This window comes from Pseudomonas guangdongensis (assembly GCF_900105885.1).
GTDB classification, from domain to species: Bacteria; Pseudomonadota; Gammaproteobacteria; order Pseudomonadales; family Pseudomonadaceae; genus Geopseudomonas; species Geopseudomonas guangdongensis.
The window spans coordinates 184,564-208,773 of sequence record NZ_LT629780.1 but is presented as its reverse complement, the minus strand read 5'-3'; the positions used below and the strand labels follow the sequence as shown (position 1 = coordinate 208,773).

17 protein-coding genes and 5 tRNA genes are annotated in these 24,210 nt (G+C 68.7%); 19 read left to right on the top strand and 3 right to left on the bottom strand.

Annotated features, from left to right (window positions below):
• The first annotated feature begins 243 nt into the window (after nucleotides 1-243).
• Nucleotides 244-1,743, top strand: coding sequence for a malate dehydrogenase (quinone) (gene mqo / locus BLU22_RS01080; protein ID WP_090211472.1), 1,500 nt, complete (start codon nucleotides 244-246; stop codon nucleotides 1,741-1,743).
• A 63-nt stretch (nucleotides 1,744-1,806) separates the two neighbouring features.
• Here mqo and BLU22_RS01075 read toward each other — a convergent pair whose 3' ends face one another.
• Entirely contained in the window at nucleotides 1,807-2,922 is a 1,116-nt protein-coding gene (locus tag BLU22_RS01075) for a metal-dependent hydrolase (RefSeq protein ID WP_090211470.1), read from the bottom strand.
• Nucleotides 2,923-3,136: 214 nt separating this feature from the next.
• On the opposite strand from BLU22_RS01075, the gene BLU22_RS01070 reads away from it, so the two are divergent.
• From BLU22_RS01070 to mgtE, 16 genes are all read left to right on the top strand, one after another.
• The gene (locus BLU22_RS01070) at nucleotides 3,137-4,117 is read left to right on the top strand and encodes a GlxA family transcriptional regulator (protein WP_090211468.1); all 981 of its coding nucleotides are present in this window, start codon (nucleotides 3,137-3,139) and stop codon (nucleotides 4,115-4,117) included.
• Between the two features lie 207 nt (nucleotides 4,118-4,324).
• Nucleotides 4,325-5,545, top strand: coding sequence for an aspartate aminotransferase family protein (locus BLU22_RS01065; protein WP_090211466.1), 1,221 nt, complete (start codon nucleotides 4,325-4,327; stop codon nucleotides 5,543-5,545).
• Between the two features lie 33 nt (nucleotides 5,546-5,578).
• Nucleotides 5,579-6,595: an arginine/ornithine succinyltransferase subunit alpha gene (aruF, locus tag BLU22_RS01060; RefSeq protein ID WP_090211465.1), complete on the top strand. Its 1,017-nt coding sequence runs from the start codon at nucleotides 5,579-5,581 to the stop codon at nucleotides 6,593-6,595.
• 49 nt (nucleotides 6,596-6,644) lie between these two features.
• Nucleotides 6,645-7,673, top strand: coding sequence for an arginine N-succinyltransferase (gene astA / locus BLU22_RS01055; protein ID WP_090211463.1), 1,029 nt, complete (start codon nucleotides 6,645-6,647; stop codon nucleotides 7,671-7,673).
• A complete protein-coding gene (gene astD / locus BLU22_RS01050) occupies nucleotides 7,670-9,130 on the top strand; it encodes a succinylglutamate-semialdehyde dehydrogenase (RefSeq protein ID WP_090211462.1) in 1,461 nt (486 codons plus the stop codon). Before astA ends, astD begins: the two co-directional genes overlap by 4 nt.
• A complete protein-coding gene (gene astB, locus BLU22_RS01045) occupies nucleotides 9,127-10,464 on the top strand; it encodes an N-succinylarginine dihydrolase (RefSeq protein ID WP_090211460.1) in 1,338 nt (445 codons plus the stop codon). The genes astD and astB overlap by 4 nt, the downstream gene beginning before the upstream one ends.
• Nucleotides 10,465-10,474: 10 nt before the next feature.
• The gene (locus BLU22_RS01040; RefSeq protein WP_090211459.1) at nucleotides 10,475-10,756 is read left to right on the top strand and encodes a GTPase; all 282 of its coding nucleotides are present in this window, start codon (nucleotides 10,475-10,477) and stop codon (nucleotides 10,754-10,756) included.
• 41 nt (nucleotides 10,757-10,797) lie between these two features.
• Nucleotides 10,798-11,787 carry a succinylglutamate desuccinylase gene (gene astE / locus BLU22_RS01035; RefSeq protein ID WP_090211457.1) on the top strand — a complete coding sequence of 330 codons (990 nt, stop codon included), beginning with the start codon at nucleotides 10,798-10,800 and terminating at the stop codon, nucleotides 11,785-11,787.
• Between the two features lie 115 nt (nucleotides 11,788-11,902).
• Nucleotides 11,903-14,530, top strand: a complete 2,628-nt coding sequence (alaS, locus tag BLU22_RS01030) for an alanine--tRNA ligase (RefSeq protein WP_090211456.1) — start codon at nucleotides 11,903-11,905, stop codon at nucleotides 14,528-14,530.
• A 104-nt stretch (nucleotides 14,531-14,634) separates the two neighbouring features.
• The gene (locus BLU22_RS01025; protein WP_090211454.1) at nucleotides 14,635-15,870 is read left to right on the top strand and encodes an aspartate kinase; all 1,236 of its coding nucleotides are present in this window, start codon (nucleotides 14,635-14,637) and stop codon (nucleotides 15,868-15,870) included.
• Nucleotides 15,871-16,060: 190 nt separating this feature from the next.
• A complete protein-coding gene (gene csrA / locus BLU22_RS01020) occupies nucleotides 16,061-16,246 on the top strand; it encodes a carbon storage regulator CsrA (RefSeq protein ID WP_090211452.1) in 186 nt (61 codons plus the stop codon).
• A gap of 72 nt (nucleotides 16,247-16,318) precedes the next feature.
• Nucleotides 16,319-16,409 (top strand) — tRNA-Ser (locus BLU22_RS01015).
• Between the two features lie 62 nt (nucleotides 16,410-16,471).
• Nucleotides 16,472-16,548: transfer RNA gene (locus BLU22_RS01010), tRNA-Arg, on the top strand.
• A gap of 64 nt (nucleotides 16,549-16,612) precedes the next feature.
• Nucleotides 16,613-16,689, top strand: a tRNA-Arg gene (locus BLU22_RS01005).
• Between the two features lie 65 nt (nucleotides 16,690-16,754).
• A tRNA-Arg gene (locus BLU22_RS01000) sits at nucleotides 16,755-16,831 on the top strand.
• A 276-nt stretch (nucleotides 16,832-17,107) separates the two neighbouring features.
• On the top strand, nucleotides 17,108-18,550 hold the full coding sequence (gene mgtE / locus BLU22_RS00995; RefSeq protein ID WP_090211451.1) for a magnesium transporter: 1,443 nt from the start codon (nucleotides 17,108-17,110) through the stop codon (nucleotides 18,548-18,550).
• A 211-nt stretch (nucleotides 18,551-18,761) separates the two neighbouring features.
• Here the strand turns inward: mgtE and BLU22_RS00990 are convergent, their stop codons facing one another.
• The gene (locus BLU22_RS00990) at nucleotides 18,762-19,079 is read right to left on the bottom strand and encodes an Arc family DNA-binding protein (RefSeq protein WP_090211449.1); all 318 of its coding nucleotides are present in this window, start codon (nucleotides 19,077-19,079) and stop codon (nucleotides 18,762-18,764) included.
• Nucleotides 19,080-19,359: 280 nt separating this feature from the next.
• Between BLU22_RS00990 and BLU22_RS00985 the strand changes: the two genes are divergently transcribed.
• Nucleotides 19,360-19,436 (top strand) — tRNA-Arg (locus BLU22_RS00985).
• Nucleotides 19,437-19,683: 247 nt separating this feature from the next.
• Entirely contained in the window at nucleotides 19,684-23,181 is a 3,498-nt protein-coding gene (locus BLU22_RS00980) for a sensor domain-containing protein (protein ID WP_162274126.1), read from the top strand.
• A 13-nt stretch (nucleotides 23,182-23,194) separates the two neighbouring features.
• On the opposite strand, the gene BLU22_RS00975 is transcribed toward BLU22_RS00980, so the two are convergent.
• Entirely contained in the window at nucleotides 23,195-24,070 is an 876-nt protein-coding gene (locus BLU22_RS00975) for a DUF6685 family protein (protein ID WP_090211446.1), read from the bottom strand.
• Between the last annotated feature and the right edge of the window lie 140 nt (nucleotides 24,071-24,210).

Here is a 24,210-nt window from a genome sequence, read left to right as displayed (position 1 = left end):
GCGCACCGCCGTGCGCTTGCGGCCCGGCAAAGGCCCCGCCGGCGCTTGCCGGGGCTATTTTGCCGGCGCCGTGCGCGCGCCACTGGCGCTGGGCTGCGCACGCCGTTAGCATGGCGCCGCCTTCGCCAACCCCCCGCCTGAGGGGGCCTCAGGGGGGCGTGTAGTACCTTTGTCGGACGGGCTACACCGCGCGGGTGTAGACGATCCACGGTAGAATGCGACCCATGTGTCTCAGGAGCATGAATGATGCAAACTGGTAGTGAACAGCCGGATCTGGTATTCGTCGGGGCAGGCGTCATGAGCGCGACCCTGGCGGTACTGCTCAAAGAGCTCGACCCGAGCCTGAAGATCGAAGTCCTGGAACAGCTGGACTCGGGGGCTGCGGAAAGCTCCTTCCCGTGGAACAACGCCGGCACCGGCCACGCCGCCTGGTGCGAGCTGAACTACACGCCGCAGGCCGCCGACGGTTCGGTCAACATCGCCAAGGCAGTGCAGATCAACGCGATGTTCGAGGTGTCCCGGCAGTTCTGGGCCTACCTGGTCGAACAGGGCTACTTCCAGTCTCCGCGCGACTTCATCAACCCGGTACCGCACATGAGCTTCGTGCGCGGCGAGAAGGGCGTCAGCTTCCTGCGCAAGCGCTTCGAGCTGATGAAGGCCCATCACTGCTTCGCCGACGACATGGAGTACACCGAGGATCGCAACCTGATCGGCGACTGGGCACCGCTGCTGATGCAGGGCCGCACCGGCGACGAGCCGATGGCCGCGACCCGCTCCCTGGGCGGCACCGACGTCAACTTCGGCGCCCTGACCCAGAAGCTGCTCGCCCACCTGGAGGAGAGCGGCAACGCCACCGTGCGTTACGGCCAGAAGGTCACCGACGTCAACCGCGAGGCCGACGGCCGCTGGCGCCTGAGCGTCGAGGACAAGAACGGCGGCGGTCGCCGCGAACTGACCGCGCGCTTCGTGTTCCTCGGCGCCGGCGGCGCCGCGCTGACCCTGCTGCAGAAGTCCGGCATCGAGGAAGGCAAGGGCTACGGCGGCTTCCCGGTCAGCGGCCAGTGGCTGCGCTGCGACAACCCCGAGCTGGTCAAGCAGCACCAGGCCAAGGTCTACAGCCAGGCCGAGATCGGCGCGCCGCCGATGTCCGTGCCGCACCTGGACACCCGCGTGGTCGACGGCAAGAAGTCCCTGCTGTTCGGACCCTACGCCGGCTTCACCACCAAGTTCCTCAAGCGCGGCTCCTTCCTCGACCTGCCGCTGTCGATCCGTCCCAACAACATCGGCCCGATGCTGGCGGTGGCGCGCGACAACATGGACCTGACCAAGTACCTGATCAAGGAAGTCATGCAGTCCGAGGATCAGCGCCTGGAAGCCCTGCGCAAGTTCTTCCCGGAGGCCAAGAAGGAAGACTGGCGCCTGGAGATCGCCGGCCAGCGCGTGCAGATCATCAAGAAGGATGCCAAGAAGGGCGGCGTGCTGCAGTTCGGCACCGAGATCGTCGCCGCCGGCGACGGCTCCATCGCCGCGCTGCTGGGCGCCTCGCCGGGTGCCTCGGTGTCCGTGTCGGTGATGCTCGAAGTCATCGAGCGCTGCTTCCCCGAGCGCTACAAGAGCGCCGAGTGGCAGGAGCGTCTGGGCAAGATCTTCGAAGGCGACGAGAAGGCGCTGGCCGAGAACGGCGAGCTGCTGCATCGCGTGCGGGCGCGCACCAGCGCCGCGCTGGGCCTGACCCAGCCCTGAGCCGTTGCCGCCCGGCGAGCCTGAGACCGCCGGGCGACAACCGCGCCGGGCCTCGACGCCGCGTCAGTCCGACCCTCGCCGGGTCGCGACCGACGCGGCGTTGTCGTGTCCGGGCGACGGGTTGGTCCCGCCGGTCTGTGGGTGTCCGGTCTGGCCCAGTGGCGCGGCCCACTGCGCCAGGGGCAGGTCGCCGTCGGGCTGGCGCAGGCGCTGCCAGAGCTGCGCCAGCTCGGCGCGCCCGCCGCGCTCGACCGGCCAGCGCCGGCTGTCCGGCAGCAGGCGCCACTGTCCGTCGTGCCGCTCGGCGAGCACGAAGCGGAACGGGTGGAAGCCGGTCATCCCCAGGCGCAGGTCGGTGACCACCAGTTGCCCGTCGATGGCGTCGTAGCGCAGAACCCCGCCGCTGAACCAGTGCAGTCGCGCATGCTGCGGCGAATCGGCCAGCGCCTCGGCCAGCGTGCTGCCGCGCGGCAGGGCCTGCAGTTGCGGTGGCCGGCGGTCGAACAGGCCGGTCACCGCCTCGTGATAGCGCTCGCCGTCCACCGCCACCACCCGCCAGAGCAGCGTGTTGAACGGCGTCGGCGCCACGAACAGCGTCTCGGCGCGGATGCCCTGGCGTGCCAGCTCGGCCGCCACGCGGCGTTCGGCGACCTGCTGGGCGGCGAGGCTGAAGCCGAGGTACAGGGTCGAGACGCCGAGGGCCAGGGCGCTGGCGCCCACCAGGCGGCGTCCTGCGAACAGCCCGACGAGCACCGCCAGCAGCAGGGGCACGCTATACAGCGGATCGATGATGAACAGGCTCGACCAGGCCACCGGCGGCGTGGTCAGCGGCCAGAGCAGCTGGGTGCCGTAGCTGGTGAAGGCGTCCAGCAGCACGTGGGTGCCGAGCACCAGGGCGAGGGTCGCCAGCAGGCGGCCCGCCGAGTAGCCGGGGTGCGGGCGCCAGCGGCGGATCAGCCAGGTCAGCGCCAGGCTGAGCACGCCGAGCACCAGCAGCGAATGGCTGAAACCGCGGTGATAGGTCATCTCGGCCACGGGGTCGCCGTAGTCGATCAGCACGTCGAGGTCGGGCAGGGTGCCGAGTGCGGCGCCGTAGAGCAGCGCCTTGCGGCCCTGCCAGCGACCGAGCAGGGCGCCTTGCACGCTGGCGCCGAGCAGCGCCTGGGTGAGCGAATCCACGCAGCTCTCCGATGGGTGGCTGTCGCGGCGATTCTAGAGCCGATGACGGCTCGCGCGGAGCAGACAATTGCTGCCGGAAATTTCCGTCCGGCAGCCGCAGCAGGCCCGCCGCGGAATGCCCCTTTTTTGTGCATTTGCCGGCGATTCCGGTTAAATTGCCCGCACTGCCCGCGCGCGGGCGTCCCTTTCGCGAGAGCCTGGCCGGATCGCCGCCATGACCCCCGTACACCTAGGAATCCTCTACTGGCCGGACGTGCGTCCGCTCAGCCTGACCCTGATCGATGAAGTCCTGCACCTGGCCGCGCGCCTGCAGCCGGAGGCGCAGTACCGGGTCAGCTACCTGCAGGCCGAAGCGCTGGCGGATACCGCCTGGCCGCTGCCCGGCCGGCCCTGGCAGGACGGCCTGGCCGACTGCCAGCGCCTGCTGCTGCTCGCCGAGGAGCCGGCGCGCAGCCTGCCCGAGGGGCTGGGCGAGGCGCTGCTCGCCAAGGCCCGCGACGGCGCCCTGCTCGCCGCGCTGGGCGCCGGCATCTATCCGCTGGCCCAGCTCGGCCTGCTCGACGGCCACCGGGTGGCCCTGCACTGGCGCTGGCAGGACGATTTCACCGAGCGTTTCCCGCAGGTCGCCGCCACCCAGCACCTGTTCGTCTGGGACTCCCAGCGGCTGACCGCCTGTGGCGGCATGGCGCTGCTCGACATGCTGCTGGCCATGCTCACCCAGGACCACGGCGCCGAACTGGCCGGGGCGATCGCCGAGGAGCTGGTGCTCGAACGCATCCGCGAGTCCGGCGAAAGCCAGCGGGTGCCGCTGCGCAACCGCCTCGGCGCCAGCCATCCCAAGCTGACCCAGGCAGTGCTGCTGATGGAGACCCACATCGAGGAGCCGCTGACCACCGACGAGATCGCCCAGCAGGTGTCGGTGTCGCGGCGTCAGCTGGAGCGCATCTTCAAGCAGTTCCTCAACCGGGTGCCCAGCCAGTACTACTTGGAACTGCGCCTGAACCGTGCCCGGCAGATGCTCCAGCAGACCAGCAAGTCGATCATCCAGATCGGCCTGTCCTGCGGCTTTTCCTCCGGTCCGCACTTTTCCAGCGCCTACCGCAACTTCTTCGGCGTGACCCCGCGCGACGACCGCAACCAGCGCCGCGGCGCGGTAGCCGGCGAGGCCGCCGCCGGGCTGGCCGAGCGCGGCTGAGCGTCGCGCGCGCCGCCCGGCGATTTGTCCGCGGCGGACTTCCGGCGACCGGCGGCGCGCCTTACACTGCGCGTTCGCCCGGCACAGGCCGGGCCGGCACGGCGCGTAACCGTACGCAGATGTCGCATTCGCGGATTGCCGTCGCCGCCATTGTTCCTAGAATCCCCGTAAGTCACGCGCCACGAGCCGTCAAGGCAGGAGAAATAGATGTCCGTTCAGCACGCCCCGGTGCAACGCGCCGATTTTGACCAGGTCATGGTTCCCGTATTCGCCCCCGCCGCCTTCATTCCGGTGCGTGGCGAGGGCAGCCGAGTCTGGGATCAGAGCGGCCGCGAGCTGGTGGACTTCACCGGCGGCATCGCCGTCAACGTGCTGGGCCACGCCCATCCGGCGCTGGTCGAGGCGCTCACCGAGCAGGCGCAGAAGCTCTGGCACGTCTCCAACGTGTTCACCAACGAGCCGGCCCTGCGCCTGGCCAAGCTGCTGATCGCCGCCACCTTCGCCGACCGGGTGTTCTTCGCCAACTCCGGCGCCGAGGCCAACGAGGCGGCCTTCAAGCTGGCGCGTCGCTATGGCCACGAGGTCGCCGGCCCCGAGAAGTGCGAGATCATCTCGGCACTCAACAGCTTCCACGGGCGCACCCTGTTCACCGTCAGCGTCGCCGGCCAGCCCAAGTACTCCGAAGGCTTCGGGCCGAAGATCGAAGGTATCAGCCATGTGCCGTTCAACGATCTGGAGGCGCTGCGCGCGCAGATATCCGACAAGACCTGCGCGGTGGTGCTGGAGCCGATCCAGGGCGAGGGCGGGGTGATGCCGGCCGATCAGGCCTACCTGGAAGGCGTGCGCCAGCTGTGCGATCAGCACGGCGCGCTGCTGATCTTCGACGAGGTGCAGACCGGCGTCGGCCGCACCGGCGAGCTGTTCGCCTACATGCACTACGGCGTGACCCCGGACATCCTCACCAGCGCCAAGAGCCTGGGCGGCGGTTTCCCGGTCGGCGCGATGCTGACCAGTGAGCGCGTCGCCAAGCACTTCGGCGTCGGCGTGCACGGCACCACCTACGGCGGCAACCCGCTGGCCTGCGCGGTGGGCGAGGCGGTGATCAGCATCGTCAACACCCCCGAGGTGCTCGGCGGTGTTGCCCGGCGCAGCGAGCGCTTCAAGGCCGCGCTGCTGCGCCTGGGCGCGCAGTACGGCGTGTTCGAGCAGGTGCGCGGCATGGGTCTGCTGCTCGGCGCGGTGCTCGGCGAGGCCTGGAAGGGCCGTGCCGGCGAGGTGATGAAGGCCGCCCAGGAAGAGGACCTGATGATTCTCCAGGCCGGCCCCGACGTGGTGCGCTTCGCCCCCAGCCTGGTGATCGCTGAGGCCGACATCGACGAGGGGCTGGCGCGTCTGGAGCGCGCCCTGGCCCGCCTGACCGGCGCCTGAGTCGCGCCACCGTCCGAACAAGGAGAGACACCGATGCTGATCCTGCGACCTGCCCGCATGGGCGACCTGCCCGAGGTACAACGTCTGGCGGCGGACAGCCCGATCGGTGTCACCTCCCTGCCCGACGACCGCGAGCGGCTGGCCGAGAAGATTCGCGCCTCGGAGGCGTCGTTCGCCGCCGAGGTCGGCTACAACGGCGAGGAAAGCTACTTCTTCGTGCTGGAGGACCTGGCCCGCGGCCAGCTGGTCGGCTGCTCCGGGATGGTCGCCACCGCCGGCTTTTCCGAGCCGTTCTACAGCTTTCGCAACGAGACCTTCGTGCACGCCTCGCGCGAGCTGAAGATCCACAACAAGATCCATGTGCTGTCGCTGTGCCACGACCTGACCGGCAACAGCCTGCTGACCAGCTTCTACATGCAGCCCGAACTGGTCGGCACGCCCTGGGCCGAACTCAACTCGCGCGGCCGCCTGCTGTTCGTCGCCAGCCACCCCGAGCGCTTCGCCGAGTCGATGGTGGTCGAGGTGGTCGGCTACAGCGACGAGCACGGCGACTCGCCGTTCTGGGATGCCATCGGCCGCAACTTTCTCGACATCAACTACGCCGAGGCCGAGCGCCTGGGCGGCCTGAAGAGTCGCACCATGCTCGCCGAGCTGATGCCCAGCTACCCGATCTACGTGCCGCTGCTGCCCGACAGCGCCCAGGAGTCGATGGGCCAGGTCCACCCGCGGGCGCAGATTTCCTTCGACATCCTGATGCGCGAGGGTTTCGAGAGCGATCACTACATCGACATCTTCGACGGCGGCCCGACCGTGCATGCGCGCACCTCGGGCATCCGCTCGATCGCCCAGAGCCGCCTGGTGCCGGTGCGCCTCGGCGCGCCGGCGAGCGCCGGGCGCGCCTACCTGGTGGCCAACAACCAGACCCAGGACTTCCGCGCGCTGATCGCCGAGCTGGACTGGGAGCCCGGCCAGCCGCTGACCCTCACCCCGGCGGTGGCCGAGGCCCTGGGCGTCGGCGAGGGCGGCAGCGTGCGTGTGGTGGCGGTTTGACCCGGCCGGGGCGTTGCCCGCGGCCACAGCTTGAATGGAGTCGGATTCCATGATCGTTCGTCCCGTACGCAGCAGCGACCTGCCCGCCCTGATCGCCATGGCGCGCAGCACCGGTGCCGGCCTGACCTCCCTGCCGGCCAACGAGGAGCGCCTGGCGCAGCGGGTCGGCTGGGCGGAGAAATCCTTCCACGGCGAGGCCGAGCGCGCCGACGCCGACTACTTCTTCGTGCTGGAGAGCGACGCCGGCGAGGTGATCGGCAGCAGTGCGATCAACGGCGCGGTGGGCCTGCGCGAGCCCTGGTACAACTTCCGCGTCGGCCTCACGGTGAGCGCCTCGCGTGCGCTGGGCATCCACCGGCAGAACCCCACGCTGTTCCTCGCCAACGACCTGACCGGGCAGACCGAGGTGTGCTCGTTGTTCCTCGATGCCCGCTACCGGCACAGCGGCCTGAGCGGGCGCCTGCTGTCCAAGGCGCGCTTCCTGTTCATCGCCGAGTTCCCCGAACTGTTCGGCGACAAGGTGATCGCCGAGATGCGCGGCATCTCCGACGACAACGCCCGCGCGCCGTTCTGGGACAGCCTCGGCCGGCACTTCTTCCGCATGGAGTTCTCCCAGGCCGACTACCTCACCGGGGTCGGCAACAAGGCGTTCATCGCCGAGCTGATGCCCAAGTTCCCGCTCTACACCTGCTTCCTCAGCGAGGAGGCGCGCGCGGTGATCGGCCGCGTGCACCGCGATACCGAGCCGGCGCTGACCATGCTGCGCGCCGAGGGTTTCGCCTATCAGGGCTACATCGACATCTTCGACGGCGGCCCGGCGCTGGAATGCGAGACCCGCAACATCCGCGCGGTGCGCGACAGCCAGACCCTGGTGCTGGCGATCGGCACGCCGGGCGACGAGGCGCCGCAGTTCCTGATCCACAACCGCAAGCGCGAAGAGTGCCGGATCACCGTCGGCCGCGCGCGCCCGGCGGCCGGCACCCTGGTGGTGGATGCCGCCACCGCCAAGCGCCTGTGCCTGGCCGCCGGCGCCCAGGTGCGCGCGGTGCCGCTGTCCGCGCAGGTCGGCTGGCGATGAGCCTGTACCTCGGCGGCCAGTGGCAGGCCGGGGAGGGCGAGGCGCTGATTTCCCTCGATCCCTGGACCCAGCAACCGCTGTGGAAGGGTCGTGCGGCCAGCGCCGCGCAGGTCGAGGCCGCGATACGGGCCGCCCGGGCTGCCTTCCCGGCCTGGGCCGCCCGTCCGCTGGCCGAGCGCAGCGCGATACTGGAGCGTTTCGCTGCGCTGCTGCAGGCGCGCAGCGACGCCCTGGCGCGGGCTATCGGCGAGGAAACCGGCAAGCCGCTGTGGGAAGCCGCCGGCGAGGTGACCAGCATGGTCGCCAAGGTGGCGATCTCGCTGCGCGCCCAGGCCGAGCGCGCCGGCGAGCGCCGTGCCGCGCTGGGCGATGCGCAGAGCGTGCTGCGCCATCGCCCGCATGGGGTGCTGGCGGTGTTCGGCCCCTACAATTTTCCCGGTCATCTGCCCAACGGGCACATCGTCCCGGCGCTGCTGGCCGGCAATTGCGTGCTGTTCAAGCCCAGCGAGCAGACCCCCGCGGTCGCCGAGCTGACCCTGCGCTGCTGGATCGACGCCGGTCTGCCGGCCGGGGTGCTCGGTCTGCTGCAGGGCGGGCGCGCCACTGGCACGGCGCTGGCCGCCCATCCCGGCCTCGACGGCTTGCTGTTCACCGGCTCCAGCGCCACGGGCCAGATCCTGCATCGCCAGTTCGCCGCGCAGCCGCACAAGCTCCTCGCCCTGGAGATGGGCGGCAACAACCCGCTGCTGGTCGAGGAGGTCGCCGACCTCGACGCCGCGGTGCTGCTGATCGTGCAGAGCGCCTTCCTGTCCGCCGGCCAGCGCTGCACCTGCGCGCGGCGCCTGCTGGTGCCCGAAGGCGCCTGGGGCGAGCGCCTGCTGGCGCGACTGGTAGACGTCTGCCGCAACCTGCGCTTGGGGCGGTTCGACGCCGATCCGGCGCCGTTCATGGGCACGCTGATTTCCGCCGCCGCCGCCGAGGCCCTGCTGCAGGCCGAGCGCCGTCTGCGCGAGGCCGGCGCCCGCGTGCTGCTGGCGCTTCAGCGCCGCGAGGAAAGCCCGGCGCTGCTCGCGCCGGGGCTGATTGAGGTCGGCGACCTGGCCGTGCGTCCCGACGAGGAGTATTTCGGTCCGCTGTTGCAGGTGATCCGCTACCGCGACTTCGACGCCGCGTTGGCCGAGGCCAACGCCACCCGCTTCGGCCTGGCCGCCGGGCTGATCTCCGATTCGCGCGCGCGCTACGAGCAGTTCCTGCTGCACAGCCGCGCCGGCATCGTCAACTGGAACCGCCCGCTGACCGGCGCCGCCAGCAGTGCGCCGTTCGGCGGCATCGGCGCCTCCGGCAACCACCGGCCGAGCGCCTGGTACGCCGCCGACTACTGCGCCTATCCGGTCGCCTCGCTGGAGGCCGAGCATCCGCTGCTGCCCGCCAGCCTGCCGCCGGGGCTGGCGCTGTGAGCGCGGTCGAGGTCAATTTCGACGGCCTGGTCGGGCCGACCCACAACTATGCCGGCCTGTCGCCGGGCAACCTCGCCTCGCAGCACAACCGTAGTCGGGTGGCCAATCCGCGCGCAGCGGCCTTGCAGGGGCTGGCCAAGATGCGCCGGCTGCTGGAGCTGGGCTTCGTCCAGGGCGTGCTGCCGCCGCTGGCGCGCCCGGACCTCGGTGCGCTGCGCCGTCTGGGCTTTGCCGGCAGCGACGCGCAGGTACTGGCCGAGGCGGCCCGCCAGGCGCCGCAGCTGCTGGCCGCCTGTGCCTCGGCATCGAGCATGTGGGCGGCCAACGCCGCGACCGTCTGCCCGAGCGCCGACAGCGGCGACGGCCGGGTACATTTCACCCCGGCCAACCTGTGCAGCATGCTGCACCGCAGCCTGGAGGCGCCGGCCACCGCGGCCCTGCTGCAGCGGCTGTTCGCCGATCCGCAGCACTTCGTCCACCATGCACCGCTGCCGGCCCATCCGGCGCTGGGCGACGAGGGCGCGGCCAACCACATCCGCCTGACACCGCGTCCCGGCGCGCCCGGCGTGCAGCTGTTCGTCCACGGCCGCGACGGCGCCGAGGCGCCGGCGACGCGCTTTCCGGCCCGCCAGAGCCTGCAGGCCAGCCGCGCGGTGGCGCGTCTGCACGGTCTGGACGAGGCGGCGCTGGTGTTCGCCCGCCAGCACCCGGCGGCCATCGATGCCGGGGTGTTCCACAACGATGTGATCGCCGTCGGCCACGGCGAGGTGCTGCTCCATCACGAGGACGCCTGGCTCGACGGCGAGCGTGTGCTGGAGGCCCTGCGCAGCGCGCTGGCGCGGCGCGGCGGCCGGCTGCGGGCGCTCTGCGTGCCGCGCCGGCAGGTGCCGCTGCAGGCGGCGGTGGACAGCTACCTGTTCAACAGCCAGCTGCTCGGCCGCAGCGATGGCTCGCTGCTGCTCCTGGTGCCGGAGGAGTGCCGCCAGCAGCCGGCGGTCTGGGCCTACTTGCAGGAGCTGCTGGCCGCCGACACGCCGATCCGCGCCCTGGAGGTGGTCGACCTGCGCCAGAGCATGCGCAACGGCGGCGGTCCTGCCTGCCTGCGCCTGCGCGTCGAACTCAGCATGGCCGAGCGGGCCGCGCTGCACCCCGAGGTGCTGCTCGATGCCGAGCGCTGCACGCAGCTGGAGCAGTGGGTGCGGCGGCATTACCGCGACCGCCTGCTGCCCGCCGATCTGGCCGATCCGCAATTGCTGCTGGAATCGCGCACGGCGCTGGACGAACTCACGCAAATCCTTAAGCTGGGCGCGATCTATTCCTTCCAGCATGCCTGAGAGCCCCGTCATGACCGAAAGCCTGCCCCTGATCCTCGAAGACGCCCACGGCGAACGCCGCGAAACCCATACCGCCCGTCTGGCCATCCGCCTCGAAGGCCGCGAGCTGTGGCTGGAAGCCGACGACCGGGGCGGGGTGGTGGTCTATGCCGAGTCGGTCGAAGGCGAAACCGACATCCCGCTGCTGGTGGTGCGCCCGCAGGCGGTCAACCAACTGAGCCTGGCGGTCGAGCTGGAGAAGGCCGAAGCCCACGAGCACGGCCCGGACTGCGGCTGCGATCACCACCACTGAGCCGGCTATGCTCAACCCAGGACCCCGCAGGAGCGCATCCCATGCTGGCCTTGGGCCGACTGCTTGAACTGACCCTGGCGGCGCGCGAGCCTTCGGAAAAGATCCAGCTGTGCGCCGACGGCACTCGCCTGCAATGGCGCGACGAGGGCGTGCTGCTGGTCACTCCGCCGGCGGCGCGCGACAACGGCTGCGACCTGCTGCTCTCGGCCGGCATCCACGGCAACGAGACCGCTCCGGTCGAGCTGCTGGAGCGCCTGCTCCACGGCATCGCTGCCGCCCGCCTGCGGCCGGCCCTGCGCCTGCTGCTGGTGCTCGGAAACCCGGCCGCGCTGCGCAGCGGCGAGCGCTACATCGGCTACGATCTCAACCGCCTGTTCAACGGCGGCCACGAGCTGGCCAGCGGCCCCGAGGCGGCGCGCGCGGTGCTGCTGGAGCAGCAACTGGCGGCGTTCTTCACCGATCCCGCGCGGCGGCGCCTGCACCTGGATCTGCACACCGCGATCCGCGGCTCGCGCATCGAGCAGTTCGCCCTGCGTCCGGCCGCCGCCGCGGCGCCGTCTCCGGCCAGCCTGGCCGCCCTGCAGGCAGCCGGCATCCAGGCGCTGCTGCTGCATAACGGCGTGTCGGCGACCTTCAGCGGGCTGTCCAGCCGGCGCTTCGGCGCCGAGGCCTTCACCCTGGAACTCGGCCGGGCGCGGCCGTTCGGCGAGAACGCCGCGCTCGACCTGAGCCGTCTGGAGGCGGTGCTCGGCGCGCTGATCGAAGGCCGCCCGCTGCCGCCGGGCGATCCGGCGCGTCTGCAGCTGTTCGCCATCGCCCGCGAGGTGATCCGCCACACGCCTGCCTTCCGCCTGCACCTGGACGAGGCGGTGGAGAACTTCACCGCCCTGGCGCCGGGCAGCCTGCTGGCCGAGGACGAGGGTCGGCAGTGGATCGTCGAGGAAGCCCAGGCGCGCATCGTCTTCCCCAACCCCCGGGTGGCCCTCGGCCAGCGCGCCGGGCTGATCGTGGTGCCGGCGCCGCAGTCCTGAACGGCCTGCGCCTATCGCGACGATAGAACGCTGCCGATGCAACGCGCGCGCGGTTGTTTATATAATGCCCGCCTTTGCCGGCCGCGCCGTGTCCGCAGTTTCCCGAGAAAATTCCATGAAAAGCGCAGAAATCCGTGAAGCCTTCCTCCGCTTCTTCGAAGAGAAGGGGCACACCCGTGTCGCCTCCAGTTCGCTGATCCCGGCGAACGATCCGACCCTGCTGTTCACCAACGCCGGCATGAACCAGTTCAAGGACTGCTTCCTCGGCCTGGAGAAGCGCGCCTACACCCGCGCCACCACCAGCCAGAAGTGCGTGCGCGCCGGCGGCAAGCACAACGACCTGGAAAACGTCGGCTACACCGCGCGTCACCACACCTTCTTCGAGATGCTGGGCAACTTCAGCTTCGGCGACTATTTCAAGCGCGACGCCATCACCTACGCCTGGGAGTTCCTCACCTCGCCCAAGTGGCTGAACCTGCCCAAGGAAAAGCTCTGGGTCACCGTCTATGCCAGCGACGACGAGGCCTACGCCATCTGGACCGAAGAGGTCGGCGTACCCGCCGAGCGCATGGTGCGCATCGGCGACAACAAGGGCGCGCCCTACGCCTCGGACAACTTCTGGGCGATGGGCGACACCGGCCCCTGCGGCCCGTGCACCGAGATCTTCTTCGACCACGGCGAGCACATCTGGGGCGGCCCGCCCGGCTCCCCGGAAGAGGACGGCGACCGCTACATCGAGATCTGGAACAACGTGTTCATGCAGTTCAACCGCACCGCCGACGGCGTGCTGCACCCGCTGCCGGCGCCGAGCGTGGACACCGGCATGGGCCTGGAGCGGATCAGCGCGGTGCTGCAGCACGTCCACTCCAACTACGAGATCGACCTGTTCCAGAACCTCCTGCAGGCCTCGGCCGATGCCATCGGCTGCGCCAACGACGGTGCGCCGTCGCTCAAGGTGGTGGCCGACCACATCCGCTCCTGTGGCTTCCTGATCGCCGACGGCGTGACTCCCTCTAACGAGGGCCGTGGCTACGTGCTGCGCCGCATCGTCCGCCGCGCCTGCCGCCACGGCAACAAGCTGGGTGCCAAAGGCGCCTTCTTCCACAAGATCGTCGCCGCGCTGGCCGCCGAGATGGGTGAGGCTTATCCGGAGCTGCGCCAGCAGCAGGCGCAGATCGAGCGCGTGCTGAAGACCGAGGAGGAGCAGTTCGCCAAGACCCTGGAGCAGGGCCTGAAGATCCTCGAGCAGGATCTGGCTTCGCTTGCGGGCAGCGTGATTCCCGGCGATGTGGTGTTCAAGCTCTACGACACCTACGGCTTCCCGGTCGACCTGACCGCCGACATCGCCCGCGAGCGCGAGCTGAGCATCGACGAGGACGGTTTCGAGCGCGAGATGCAGGCCCAACGCGAGCGCGCCCGCTCGGCCAGCGCCTTCGGCATGGACTACAACAGCCTGGTCAAGGTCGAGGCCGACACCCTGTTCGGTGGTTATGACAGCACCTTCGGCCAGGGCCAGGTGCTCGCCCTGTTCAAGGACGGCGCAGCGGTCGAACAGCTCGCGGCCGGTGAGGCCGGCGTGGTGGTGCTCGATCGCACCCCGTTCTACGCCGAGTCCGGCGGTCAGGTCGGCGACTGCGGCTACCTGAGCGATGCCGAGGGGGCGCGCTTCGACGTGCGCGACACCACCAAGGCCGGCGGCGCCCACCTGCACCACGGCGTGGTCGCCGAGGGCAGCCTGCGGGTCGGCCAGGCCCTGGAGGCCCAGGTCGACGCCTCGGTGCGCGGCGCCACCGCGCTCAACCACTCGGCCACCCACCTGCTGCACGCCGCGCTGCGCCAGGTGCTCGGCGAGCACGTGCAGCAGAAGGGCTCGCTGGTCGACAGCCAGCGCCTGCGCTTCGACTTCAGCCACTTCGAGGCGATCAAGCCCGAGCAGATCAAGGCGCTGGAAGCCCTGGTCAACGCCCAGATCCGCAACAACAGCGCGGTCGAGATCGAGGAAACCGACATCGACACCGCCAAGGCCAAGGGCGCCATGGCGCTGTTCGGCGAGAAGTACGGCGACAGCGTGCGCGTGCTGAGCATGGGCGACGGCTTCTCCGTCGAGCTGTGCGGCGGCATCCACGCCAAGCGCACCGGCGACATCGGCTTGCTGAAGATCGTCAGCGAGGGCGGCGTGGCCGCCGGCGTGCGGCGTATCGAGGCGGTCACCGGCGCCGGCGCGCTGGACTACCTGAACGGTGCCGAGGAGCAGCTCAAGGAGGCCGCCGCGCTGGTCAAGGGCTCGCGCGACACCCTGCTGGACAAGCTCTCCGGCGTGCTGGAGCGCAACCGCCAGCTGGAGAAGGAGCTGGAGCAGCTCAAGGCCAAGGCCGCCAGCGCGGCCGGCGACGACCTGGCCGGCGCGGCCGTCGAGGTGGCGGGCGTCAAGGTGCTTTCCGCCCGTCTCGACGGCCTGGACGGCAAGGCGTTGCTGGCGCTGGTCGATCAGCTGAAGAACAAGCTGGGCAGCGCGGTGATCCTGCTCGGCGGCGAGTTCGACGGCAAGGTGGTGCTGGTCGCCGGTGTCACCCAGGACCTGACCGGCAAGCTCAAGGCCGGCGAGCTGATGAAGCGGGCGGCGGCGGCGGTCGGCGGCAAGGGCGGCGGTCGCCCGGACATGGCCCAGGGCGGCGGCGTGGATGCCGGCAAGCTGGGCGAGGCGCTGGCGCTGGTCGAGCCGTTCGTGGCAGCCGCCGGCTGAGACGCGGTAGAGGATGTGAGCCCGCCCGGCGCCCGGCGGGCTCTTGGCAGGCGCTGACCTGACATGTTTAATGGGCGACTTTTTTGCGGTTAGGCGGCATCGAAATGGCATTGATCGTACAGAAATTCGGGGGCACCTCGGTCGGTAGCGTCGAGCGTATCGAGCAGGTGGCCGAGAAGGTGAAGGCGTTCCGCGCGGCGGGACATGACATCGTGGTGGTGGTGTCGGCGATGAGCGGCGAGACCAACCGTCTGATCGGTCTGGCCAAGCAGATCATGCCGCAGCCGGAGCCGCGCGAACTGGACATGATCGTCTCCACCGGCGAGCAGGTGACCATCGGCCTGCTGAGCATGGCGCTGCTCAAGCGCGGCGTGCCGGCGGTGTCCTTCACCGGCAACCAGGTGCGCATCCTCACCGACAGTTCGCACACCAAGGCGCGTATCCTGCAGATCGACGAAGAGCGCATCCGCGACGAGCTCCAGGCCGGTCGCGTGGTGGTGGTCGCCGGCTTCCAGGGCGTCGACGAGAAGGGCAACATCACCACCCTCGGTCGCGGCGGTTCCGACACCACCGGCGTGGCCCTGGCCGCGGCGCTGAAGGCCGACGAGTGCCAGATCTACACCGACGTGGACGGGGTCTACACCACCGATCCGCGCGTCGTGCCCCGCGCCCGTCGCCTGGAGAAGATCACCTTCGAGGAGATGCTGGAAATGGCCAGCCTCGGCTCCAAGGTGCTGCAGATCCGCGCGGTGGAGTTCGCCGGCAAGTACAACGTCCCGCTGCGCGTGCTGCACAGCTTCCAGGAGGGTCCGGGCACCCTCATTACCATCGATGAAGAGGAATCCATGGAACAGCCGATCATCTCCGGCATCGCCTTCAACCGCGACGAAGCCAAGCTGACCATTCGTGGCGTACCGGATACCCCCGGCGTGGCCTTCAAGATCCTCGGCCCGGTCAGTGCGGCCAACATCGAAGTGGACATGATCGTGCAGAACGTCTCGCACGATAACACCACCGACTTCACCTTCACGGTCAACAACAACGACTACGAGAAGGCCCTCGGCGTACTGCGCCAGACCGCCGAGAGCATCGGCGCCCGCGAGGTCGGCGGCACCACCGACATCGCCAAGGTGTCCATCGTCGGCGTCGGCATGCGCTCCCACGCCGGGGTGGCCAGCCGCATGTTCGAGGCGCTGGCCAAGGAAAACATCAACATCCAGATGATCTCCACCTCGGAGATCAAGGTCAGCGTGGTCATCGAGGAGAAGTACCTCGAACTGGCCGTGCGTGCCCTGCACAGCGCATTCGAGCTGGACGCGCCCGCCCGACAGGGTGAGTGACCGGTTCTGAGCAAAAGGCGCGGATTTCCGCGCCTTTTGTCGTTTTTGACTGTGCGGACGAACTCATCTTCGTCCGTACTGGTCAATACTTGGGCGACGGTCGGGGCGTGCGTATGCGCATGCGCCGGGCTTCTAGCCATTTTTCTTGCAGACAACAGTTGTCCTGAAACAGACGAAAAGGAGAAAAGGAATGCTTATTCTGACTCGCCGGGTTGGTGAGACCCTGATGGTCGGTGACGACGTCACCGTGACCGTGCTGGGCGTGAAGGGGAACCAGGTGCGCATTGGGGTCAATGCGCCGAAGGAAGTCGCCGTTCACCGCGAGGAAATCTACCAGCGCATCCAGAAAGAGAAGGGCGAAGAACCAAGCCATTGATTTTTTTTCGCTTTTTAGCGAATCAAGGCTTTGCAAGCGGGGTTTACTTGGGTATAGTACGCCCCGTGTTGCGGAGAGGTGGCCGAGTGGCCGAAGGCGCTCCCCTGCTAAGGGAGTACACCTCAAAAGGGTGTCGGGGGTTCGAATCCCCCCTTCTCCGCCATATTCATTTCCCGGTCGGGCTTGCCCGGTGGGATGACAGCCTGGCAAGACGGGCAACCCTGCGCACTCGTAGCTCAGCTGGATAGAGTACCCGGCTACGAACCGGGCGGTCGGAGGTTCGAATCCTCCCGAGTGCGCCATATCCGAAACGCCAGTCTAGGCTGCGTTTCCATCCAGCGGTGAGCTGGCTAAACATCACGCACCGCACTCATAGCTCAGCTGGATAGAGTACCCGGCTACGAACCGGGCGGTCGGAGGTTCGAATCCTCCTGAGTGCGCCATATTGGAAGTCCTCGTCACGGTGAGGGCTTCAGATCCAGAAGTGATCTGGCTAAACATCACATACGCACTCGTAGCTCAGCTGGATAGAGTACCCGGCTACGAACCGGGCGGTCGGAGGTTCGAATCCTCCCGAGTGCGCCATACAGAAAAGGCCTGCAGAAATGCAGGCCTTTTTTTGTTCTCCTTTCGCTGCTGTGCGGGTCGCTCCCCGGTCGCTCGCGTGCAGGAAAGTCTCGAAATCGTCGCCCGACGGGAGGGCGGTGGGTGCTAAAATCGCGCCCATCTGCCCCCAGCGGGTTGTCTGGACATCCAGCCATGGACTTACCCAGTTATACCGAACCTCGATTGTTCGTCCGCATCTTGAAAGATTGACCGCCTCCGGTGCGCTGCCTGCCGCTGGGGGACAGGGAGTGCGCAATGACCGAAGCCGAACTCAAAAAGCCGCAGGAAAGCCTGCAGGACCGCCTGGCGCAGGTGGTCGAGCTGCTGCACCGCCACAAGCTGGTGGAAAGCCTGGCACACCGCCAGGAAGGCGAGCACCAGGAGCGGGTGGAAAACCTGGTGCAGCGCCAGAACCTGGTCGAGCTGCAGCGCAAGCTCGACGATCTGCACCCCGCCGACATCGCCCATATCCTCGAAGCCCTGCCGCTCGATGAACGCCTGACCGTCTGGCAACTGGTCAAGGCCGAGCGCGACGGCGACATCCTCCTCGAAGTCTCCGACGCGGTGCGCGAGACGCTGATCGCCGACATGGACGATCACGAGATCCTCGCCGCGACTCGCGATCTGGATGCCGACGAGCTGGCCGACCTGGCCCCCGAGCTGCCGCGCGACGTGGTCCATGAACTGATGGAGTCGCTGGATGCCCAGCAGCGCGAACGGGTGCGTTCGGCGCTGTCCTACGAGGAGGACCAGGTCGGTGCGCTGATGGACTTCGAGATGGTCACCATCCGCGACGACGTGACCCTGGAAGTGGTGCTGCGCTACCTGCGTCGCCTCAAGGAGCTGCCCGGGCACACCGACAAGCTGTTCGTGGTCGATCACGACGGTGTGCTGACCGGTGTGCTGCCGATCAAGCGCCTGCTGGTCAACGACCCGGAGAAAAGGGTCGCCGAGGTGATGGCCAGCGACCCTGTGACCTTCCACCCGGACGAGGACGCCCACCATGCGGCGCAGGCCTTCGAGCGCTACGACCTGATTTCCGCCCCGGTGGTGGATCGCAACGACAAGCTGATCGGCCGTCTGACCATCGACGAAATGGTCGACCTGATCCGCGAGGAAAGCGAAAACGAAGTGCTGAACATGGCCGGCCTGCGCGAGGAGGAGGACATCTTCGCCTCGGTGTGGAAGTCGCTGCGCAACCGCTGGGCCTGGCTGGCGGTCAATCTGGTGACCGCCTTCCTCGCCTCGCGGGTGATCGGCGTGTTCGAGGGCTCCATCGAGAAGCTGGTGGCGCTGGCGGCGTTGATGCCGATCGTCGCCGGGATCGGCGGCAACTCCGGCAACCAGACGATCACCATGATCGTGCGCGCCATGGCGCTGGATCAGGTGAGTACCGGCAACACCATGCGTCTGCTGCGCAAGGAGCTGGGCGTAGGCCTGATCAACGGCCTGGTCTGGGGCGGGGTGATCGGCGCGGTCGCCTGGTATCTGTACGGCGACTGGGCGCTGGGGGCGGTGATGACCGGGGCGATGACCCTCAACCTGCTGCTTGCTGCGCTGATGGGGGTGCTGATTCCCATGACCCTGGTGCGTCTGGGGCGCGACCCGGCGATGGGTGCCAGCGTGATGATCACCGCGATGACCGACAGTGGCGGCTTCTTCATTTTTCTCGGCCTGGCCACGCTGTTCCTGATGTGACGATCGGCTTTCCCGCAAAACCCGCCTTCGAGCGGGTTTTGCGCTTTCCGGGCTGGCCATTTCGACACTGTGCGCTTGCCGCGAAGTGCATGGGTTGCCCGGTCGATGGGCGTGGCCGCCATGCAGGTGGCGTATGCGCGTAAAAAAGCCGCCCGATGTCTCGTGCGGCTGGTGAGTCGCTGCGGGCAGCAGCCGGAGCGGCCCGCCGCGCTCAGTCGTTGCTGCTGGCGCCGAGCAGGGCGATCAGCGCGCTCTGCTGGGCCTGCGGCAGGCGCCGGAAACGCTGCAGCAGCTGCTGTTCGTGCAGGTGCAGCGCGCCGCCGTTGGCGGGAGCGCCGTCGCTGCCGGCGGGCAGATGCCCTTCTGCCGAGAGGGTCTGTTCCAGGCGGGCGACGATTTCGGAGTTCATGCTGCGGTGCGCGCAGCGGGCCACTTCGGCGATGCGCGTGCGCATGCCGTCCGGCAGGCGCACGACGAACTTGTCGGCATGGCGGCTGGCGTGGGCGGTCGAGGTCTGTTTCATGGGCATGGTTCGCTAGGCGGTTATTCGGTGGGTGTGCAGCTTGCCTGCAGGGGAGACTGCGTTATGACCGCATTTGTCCCCGTCCGTTCGGCCAGTGCCGCTCCGATCGCCTGAGCATCCCTGCGCGCACTGCCTCCTGGCCTTCAATCTGCGCCGGCATTCTGCCGGCCGGGAGACGATTCTGGCCAGTTGCCGCGCCGCGAATTGCGATGCCGCCAGCAAGTGCGCAGGCCCGGAGTAGAGGCATGACAAGCGCAGGCCGGTCGTTTAACATCGCGCCCCGTATGCGCCTGTAGCTCAGCTGGATAGAGCAACCGCCTCCTAAGCGGTAGGTCGGGGGTTCGAATCCCCCCTCGCGCACCAGATTCGTAGCGCCCGGACAGCCATGTTGTTCCGCGCGCCAGGCAGAAGGGTTGCACGCCCGCGTGTAGCCCTTTTTTGCTTTTGGGGCCGTGTATGGACCGAACCGTCCGATCCATGACGTGTATCATCGTCGAACTCTTGACGGCGATTCCTTTCCGTAAAGAATGAACCCGCTGTGGCCGTCCCCTTCGGTCGTCATAACAAGAATCCTTGAACCGAGATATTACCGATGAGCCGGATGTTGAGCTTGCGCGGTCTGTTGCTGAGTGCCTTCCTCTGCTTCGGCTTGCTGATTTCGGTGTATCAGGCGATTTCCCTGTACCGCACTTCGCTGCAGGAAACCCTCGCCGAACTGGAGTCCACCACCCACTTCATCGGCCGCTTCATCGTCGCCGGACTGGAACTCAACGGCTCCGATTCGCCCGCGGTGCTGGGTCATCTGCTCGCCGAGCAGCTCAGCCATCCCGCGCTGGTCTACGCCGGCATCGCCGATACCGGCGGGCAGATGCGTTCCTTCAGCCTGCCGCAGGGCGCCGAGCGCATGCCGCTGTCGGCGCCGGTGCTGGAGGAGTTGCTGCACCGGCGCGTCGATGCCGACAGCTACCTGCAGTGGTTCCGCGACGACGATCTGCTGCTGGGCGTCTATCCGCTGGCGCTGGGCGACACGCAGAGCCGCGTGGTGCTGGCGATGCGCACCGATACCTTCAAGAACAAGGTGCTGCAGCGTACCGCCCAGCAACTGCTGTTGCTGCTGCTGCCCTTGCTGGGCATGGGTCTGCTGCTGGCCTGGCTGCTCAAGATCCTCCTTACCGACCGTATCGAGAGCCTGCTGCAGCATGTGCGGCGTCTGAGCACCGGCAGCATCGAGAGCCTGCCCAGCCTGGGCAGCGACGAGGTGGGACAGCTGGCTGCCGAGTTCAGCGCCCTGATGCAACGGGTGATCACCGCGCGTGACTACAACGAGTACCTGCTCAACTGCATGCCCAGCCCGGTCTGGCGCGTCGATCCCGAGCAGCAGTGCGTGTACGTCAACGGCGCCTGGATCGAGTTCACCTGTCGCAGCCGCGCCGAGAGTCTGCGCGAGGGCTGGTGGCAGGCGCTGCAGCACGAGGATCGCGCTGTCCTGTCTGACCTGCTGGTGCCCGGCGACTCGGGTGCCGGGAACAGCTTCTCGCAGCGGCTGCGCCTGCTGCATGCCGAGGGCCGGCATCACTGGGTGGATGTCCACGGCGAGCCGCTGATGGGCCGCGACGGCAAGTTCCGCGGCTATATCCTCAGCTGCTTCGATATCCAGGCCGAGCTGGACGCCGGGGTCGAGCTGGCGGCCAACGAGGCGCGCTTCCGCGGTCTGGTCGAGCAGTCGCTGGTCGGCGTCTATGTGCTGCGTCAGGGGCGCTTCGAGTACGTCAACCCGCGCATGGCCGAGTGGTTCGGCTTCAGTGCCGCGGAGCTGCGCGGCCTGCCGCTGCTGGACCTGGTCTGCAGCGAGGACCACGCGCTGGTCGCCGAGATGCTCCAGCGCCGCGAGCGTGGCGAGCTGATGTCGGCGCACTACGAGTTCCACGCCCGGCGCCGCGACGGTCGCGAGTTCATCGTCGAGGCCTACGGTACGCGCATCGAGATGGACGGCGAGCCGGCGATCATCGGCACCCTGCTCGACGTCACCCAGCGCCATCGCGATCGCGAGACCCTGCAGGCGGTGGTGGATGCGGTGGTCGCCAGCCCGATGGTGCTGTTCCGCCGCGGGGCGGACAGCGGCTGGCCGATCCTCTACGTCTCGGACAACATCGAGCGCTGGGGCCATGCGGCCGAGTCGCTGCGCGACGGGCGGCGTTGGTTCTCCACCCTGATCCATCCCGACGACCTGGCGCAGGTGCGCGCCGAGGTCGCCGCGGCTCTTGACGAGGGACGCCAGGAGTTCGTGCTCGAATACCGGATCCGCACCGGCATCGGCAGCCATATCTGGGTCGAGGACTACACCAGCGTGCGCCGCGATGCGGCCGGCGATCTGCTGTTCCTCGAAGGCCTGCTGCTGGACATCTCGGCGCGGCGCAGCAGCGAGGAAAAGCTGCGCCACGCCGCGGCGGTGTTCACCAGCGCCCGCGAAGGTGTGGTGATCACCGACACCTCGCCGCAGATCATCGCGGTCAACCGCGCCTTCACCGACATCACCGGCTACGAGGAGCACGAGGTGCTCGGCCGCAACCCCAACATGGTCAGCTCGGGACGCCAGAGCAAGGCGTTCTACGAGGAGATGTGGGCGGCGCTGCTTAGCGAGGGGCACTGGCAGGGCGAGGTATGGAACCGCCGCAAGAGCGGCGAGGTGTTCCCGCAATGGCACAGCATCAGCGCGGTGCGCGACGACAAGGGGCGGGTGACCAACTTCGTCGCGGTGTTCAGCGACATCTCCCAGCTCAAGGAGTCCGAGGCGCAGCTGGAGCGGCTGGCCCATTACGACCCGCTGACCGGGCTGCCCAACCGCATCCTGGTGCAATCGCACCTCAACGGGGCGATCGAGCGCGCCCGCCGCCAGGGCCTGCAGGTGGCGGTGCTGTTCATCGACCTGGACGGCTTCAAGCGGGTCAACGACAGTCTGGGCCATTCGGTGGGCGACGAGCTGCTGCTGCAGATCGCCAAGCGCCTGCGCGTGCGCATCCGCGGCGAGGACATGCTGGCGCGCTTGGGCGGCGACGAGTTCCTGCTGGTGCTGGAGGGCATCCAGCATGCCGACGATGCCGCGCAGGTGGCGCAGGATCTGATCGACCTCCTGCAGCAGCCGTTCCAGTTCGACAGCCACGAGCTGTTCGTCGGCGCCAGCATCGGCATCAGCCTGTTCCCCAACGACGGCCAGGAGGTGGCCGAGCTGATTCGCTGCGCCGACGTGGCCATGTACCTGTCCAAGGAAAGCGGGCGCAACACCTACAACTTCCACACCGAGGAGCTGACCCGCGCCGCGGAGAACCGTCAGGCGCTGGAGAGCCGTCTGCACCGGGCGATCGGCACCAACGAGTTCGAGCTGCACTACCAGCCGCAGCTCAGCGTGTTCAGCGGCCATTGCGTCGGCCTCGAAGCCCTGGTGCGCTGGCGCCCGGAGAACGGCACGCCGGTATCCCCGGCGGTGTTCATTCCGCTGCTGGAGGAGACCGGGCTGATCGTCGCGCTCGGCGAATGGGTGCTGCGCGAAGCCTGCCGCCAGGCGGTGCAGTGGGAGGCCGAGGGGCTGCTGCCGGGACCGATCAGCGTCAACCTGTCGCCGCGTCAGTTCCTCCACCAGGATGTGGTGGACATGGTGCAGCGTGCGCTGGCCGACACCGGCCTGCCGGGCGAACTGCTGGAGCTGGAGATCACCGAGGGCGCGCTGATGTCGCAGAGCGTGGCCACCCAGGAGCGTCTGAGCGAGCTGAAGGCGCTCGGCGTGCTGCTGGCGGTGGACGACTTCGGCACCGGCTATTCGTCGCTGGCCTACCTCAGCCGTTTCCCGATCGACAAGCTGAAGATCGACAAGAGCTTCATCGACGGCCTGGCCCAGGACGAGCGCGCCGACAAGATCGCCTCGACCATCATCGCCATGGGGCGCAGCCTGAACCTGCGGGTGGTCGCCGAGGGGGTGGAGACGGCGATCCAGCTGGAGCGCCTGCGCGAGCTGGATTGCGATGCGGTGCAGGGTTACTTCTACAGTCGGCCGCTGCCGGTGCCGGCGGCCGCGGCCTGGCTGGAAGCGCTGCGGGTCGGCGCGCCGGTCTGAAGCCGGCGACGCTTCAGGCCGGCAGCAGGCGGCGCAGCCAGCCGATCACGTCGGCGGCGCCGGCTTGGCGCAGGCCGGCACCAAGGGCATCGGACGCCTCGTGCTGGCGTGGCAGCAGCAGGAACTCCGCCGCGCCGGGCTCGCGCAGCAGGCTCAGGCGTGCATAGGGCATGCCCGCCAGCAACAGGCGCATGAAGCGCGCATCGCTCCAGGTCTCCACCGGCATGGCCAGCACGTGATGGCTGCGGTCGAGCTTGTCCAGGCCGCAGCGGCTCAGGCGGTATTCGCTGAGGCGGGCTCGAAAGTGCATGGTCAGGCCGCGGCGGCGCGCATAGGCCACCGCGCAGGCCAGCGCCGCAGGGTCGCGCTCGCCGTCGTGGAAGTAGCGTTCGCCGCGCCAGCTGGCCTGGCGCAGGTGCAGGGCGTCGGTCGGCTGTGGCGGCAGGGCCTGCTGCAGGGCGCGGGTGAAGTCCTTGTAGCTGATCAGGCGGATGCCGCGGCAGACCGGGGTCGCCGCGTAGTCTTCCAGGCGCCGGCAGGTCTGAGCGTCGAGCGGCGGGCGGGTGCCGAGGCCGTCGATCCAGCGCAGGTCGAATTCGCTCAGTTCGCGCTCTTCGAGGCGCACCAGGGCACACAGGGCGGCGTGGGCGCAGGCCTTGTCTTCCTGCACCGGTCCCGACAGGGCGCCGCGCGGCAGGTCGGCCAGGCGTTGCAGGGGCGCGCCGTCCGGCCACCAGACGCTGTCGGGCATCGCCGGCAGCGGCGCGAAGGGCAGTTGCAGGCGTGCGGCCTGCTCGGTCAGCCAGTCATGTCCACGCGGAGCCAGGCCCAGGCGACGGGCCATGCTGCTCAGGCGGGTGCTCAGCGAGGGGGGGAGGGGCATGCTCATGCCTGGATGCTTCCTGCAAACAGAGGGAGGATGAGCCAGTATGGCGGGCGCTCTTCCGAACGCCGGCGCCAAGCCTAACCGACTTCGGGCCGGGAAAGAATGGCCAATGCGGCGCCGAGGATGAGCGGCAGGGCGCGGCG

Excerpts from the sequence above, each read along its gene's own strand:
- BLU22_RS01025 (WP_090211454.1), top strand. The coding sequence starts at position 14,635 with ATGGCATTGATCGTACAGAAATTCGGGGGCACCTCGGTCGGTAGCGTC.
- BLU22_RS01070 (WP_090211468.1), top strand. The coding sequence starts at position 3,137 with ATGACCCCCGTACACCTAGGAATCCTCTACTGGCCGGACGTGCGTCCG.
- astD (WP_090211462.1), top strand. The coding sequence starts at position 7,670 with ATGAGCCTGTACCTCGGCGGCCAGTGGCAGGCCGGGGAGGGCGAGGCG.
- astA (WP_090211463.1), top strand. The coding sequence starts at position 6,645 with ATGATCGTTCGTCCCGTACGCAGCAGCGACCTGCCCGCCCTGATCGCC.
- mgtE (WP_090211451.1), top strand. The coding sequence starts at position 17,108 with ATGACCGAAGCCGAACTCAAAAAGCCGCAGGAAAGCCTGCAGGACCGC.
- BLU22_RS00990 (WP_090211449.1), bottom strand. The coding sequence starts at position 19,079 with ATGCCCATGAAACAGACCTCGACCGCCCACGCCAGCCGCCATGCCGAC.
- aruF (WP_090211465.1), top strand. The coding sequence starts at position 5,579 with ATGCTGATCCTGCGACCTGCCCGCATGGGCGACCTGCCCGAGGTACAA.
- alaS (WP_090211456.1), top strand. The coding sequence starts at position 11,903 with ATGAAAAGCGCAGAAATCCGTGAAGCCTTCCTCCGCTTCTTCGAAGAG.
- BLU22_RS01040 (WP_090211459.1), top strand. The coding sequence starts at position 10,475 with ATGACCGAAAGCCTGCCCCTGATCCTCGAAGACGCCCACGGCGAACGC.
- BLU22_RS00975 (WP_090211446.1), bottom strand. The coding sequence starts at position 24,070 with ATGAGCATGCCCCTCCCCCCCTCGCTGAGCACCCGCCTGAGCAGCATG.
- mqo (WP_090211472.1), top strand. The coding sequence starts at position 244 with ATGATGCAAACTGGTAGTGAACAGCCGGATCTGGTATTCGTCGGGGCA.
- BLU22_RS01065 (WP_090211466.1), top strand. The coding sequence starts at position 4,325 with ATGTCCGTTCAGCACGCCCCGGTGCAACGCGCCGATTTTGACCAGGTC.
- astE (WP_090211457.1), top strand. The coding sequence starts at position 10,798 with ATGCTGGCCTTGGGCCGACTGCTTGAACTGACCCTGGCGGCGCGCGAG.
- csrA (WP_090211452.1), top strand. The coding sequence starts at position 16,061 with ATGCTTATTCTGACTCGCCGGGTTGGTGAGACCCTGATGGTCGGTGAC.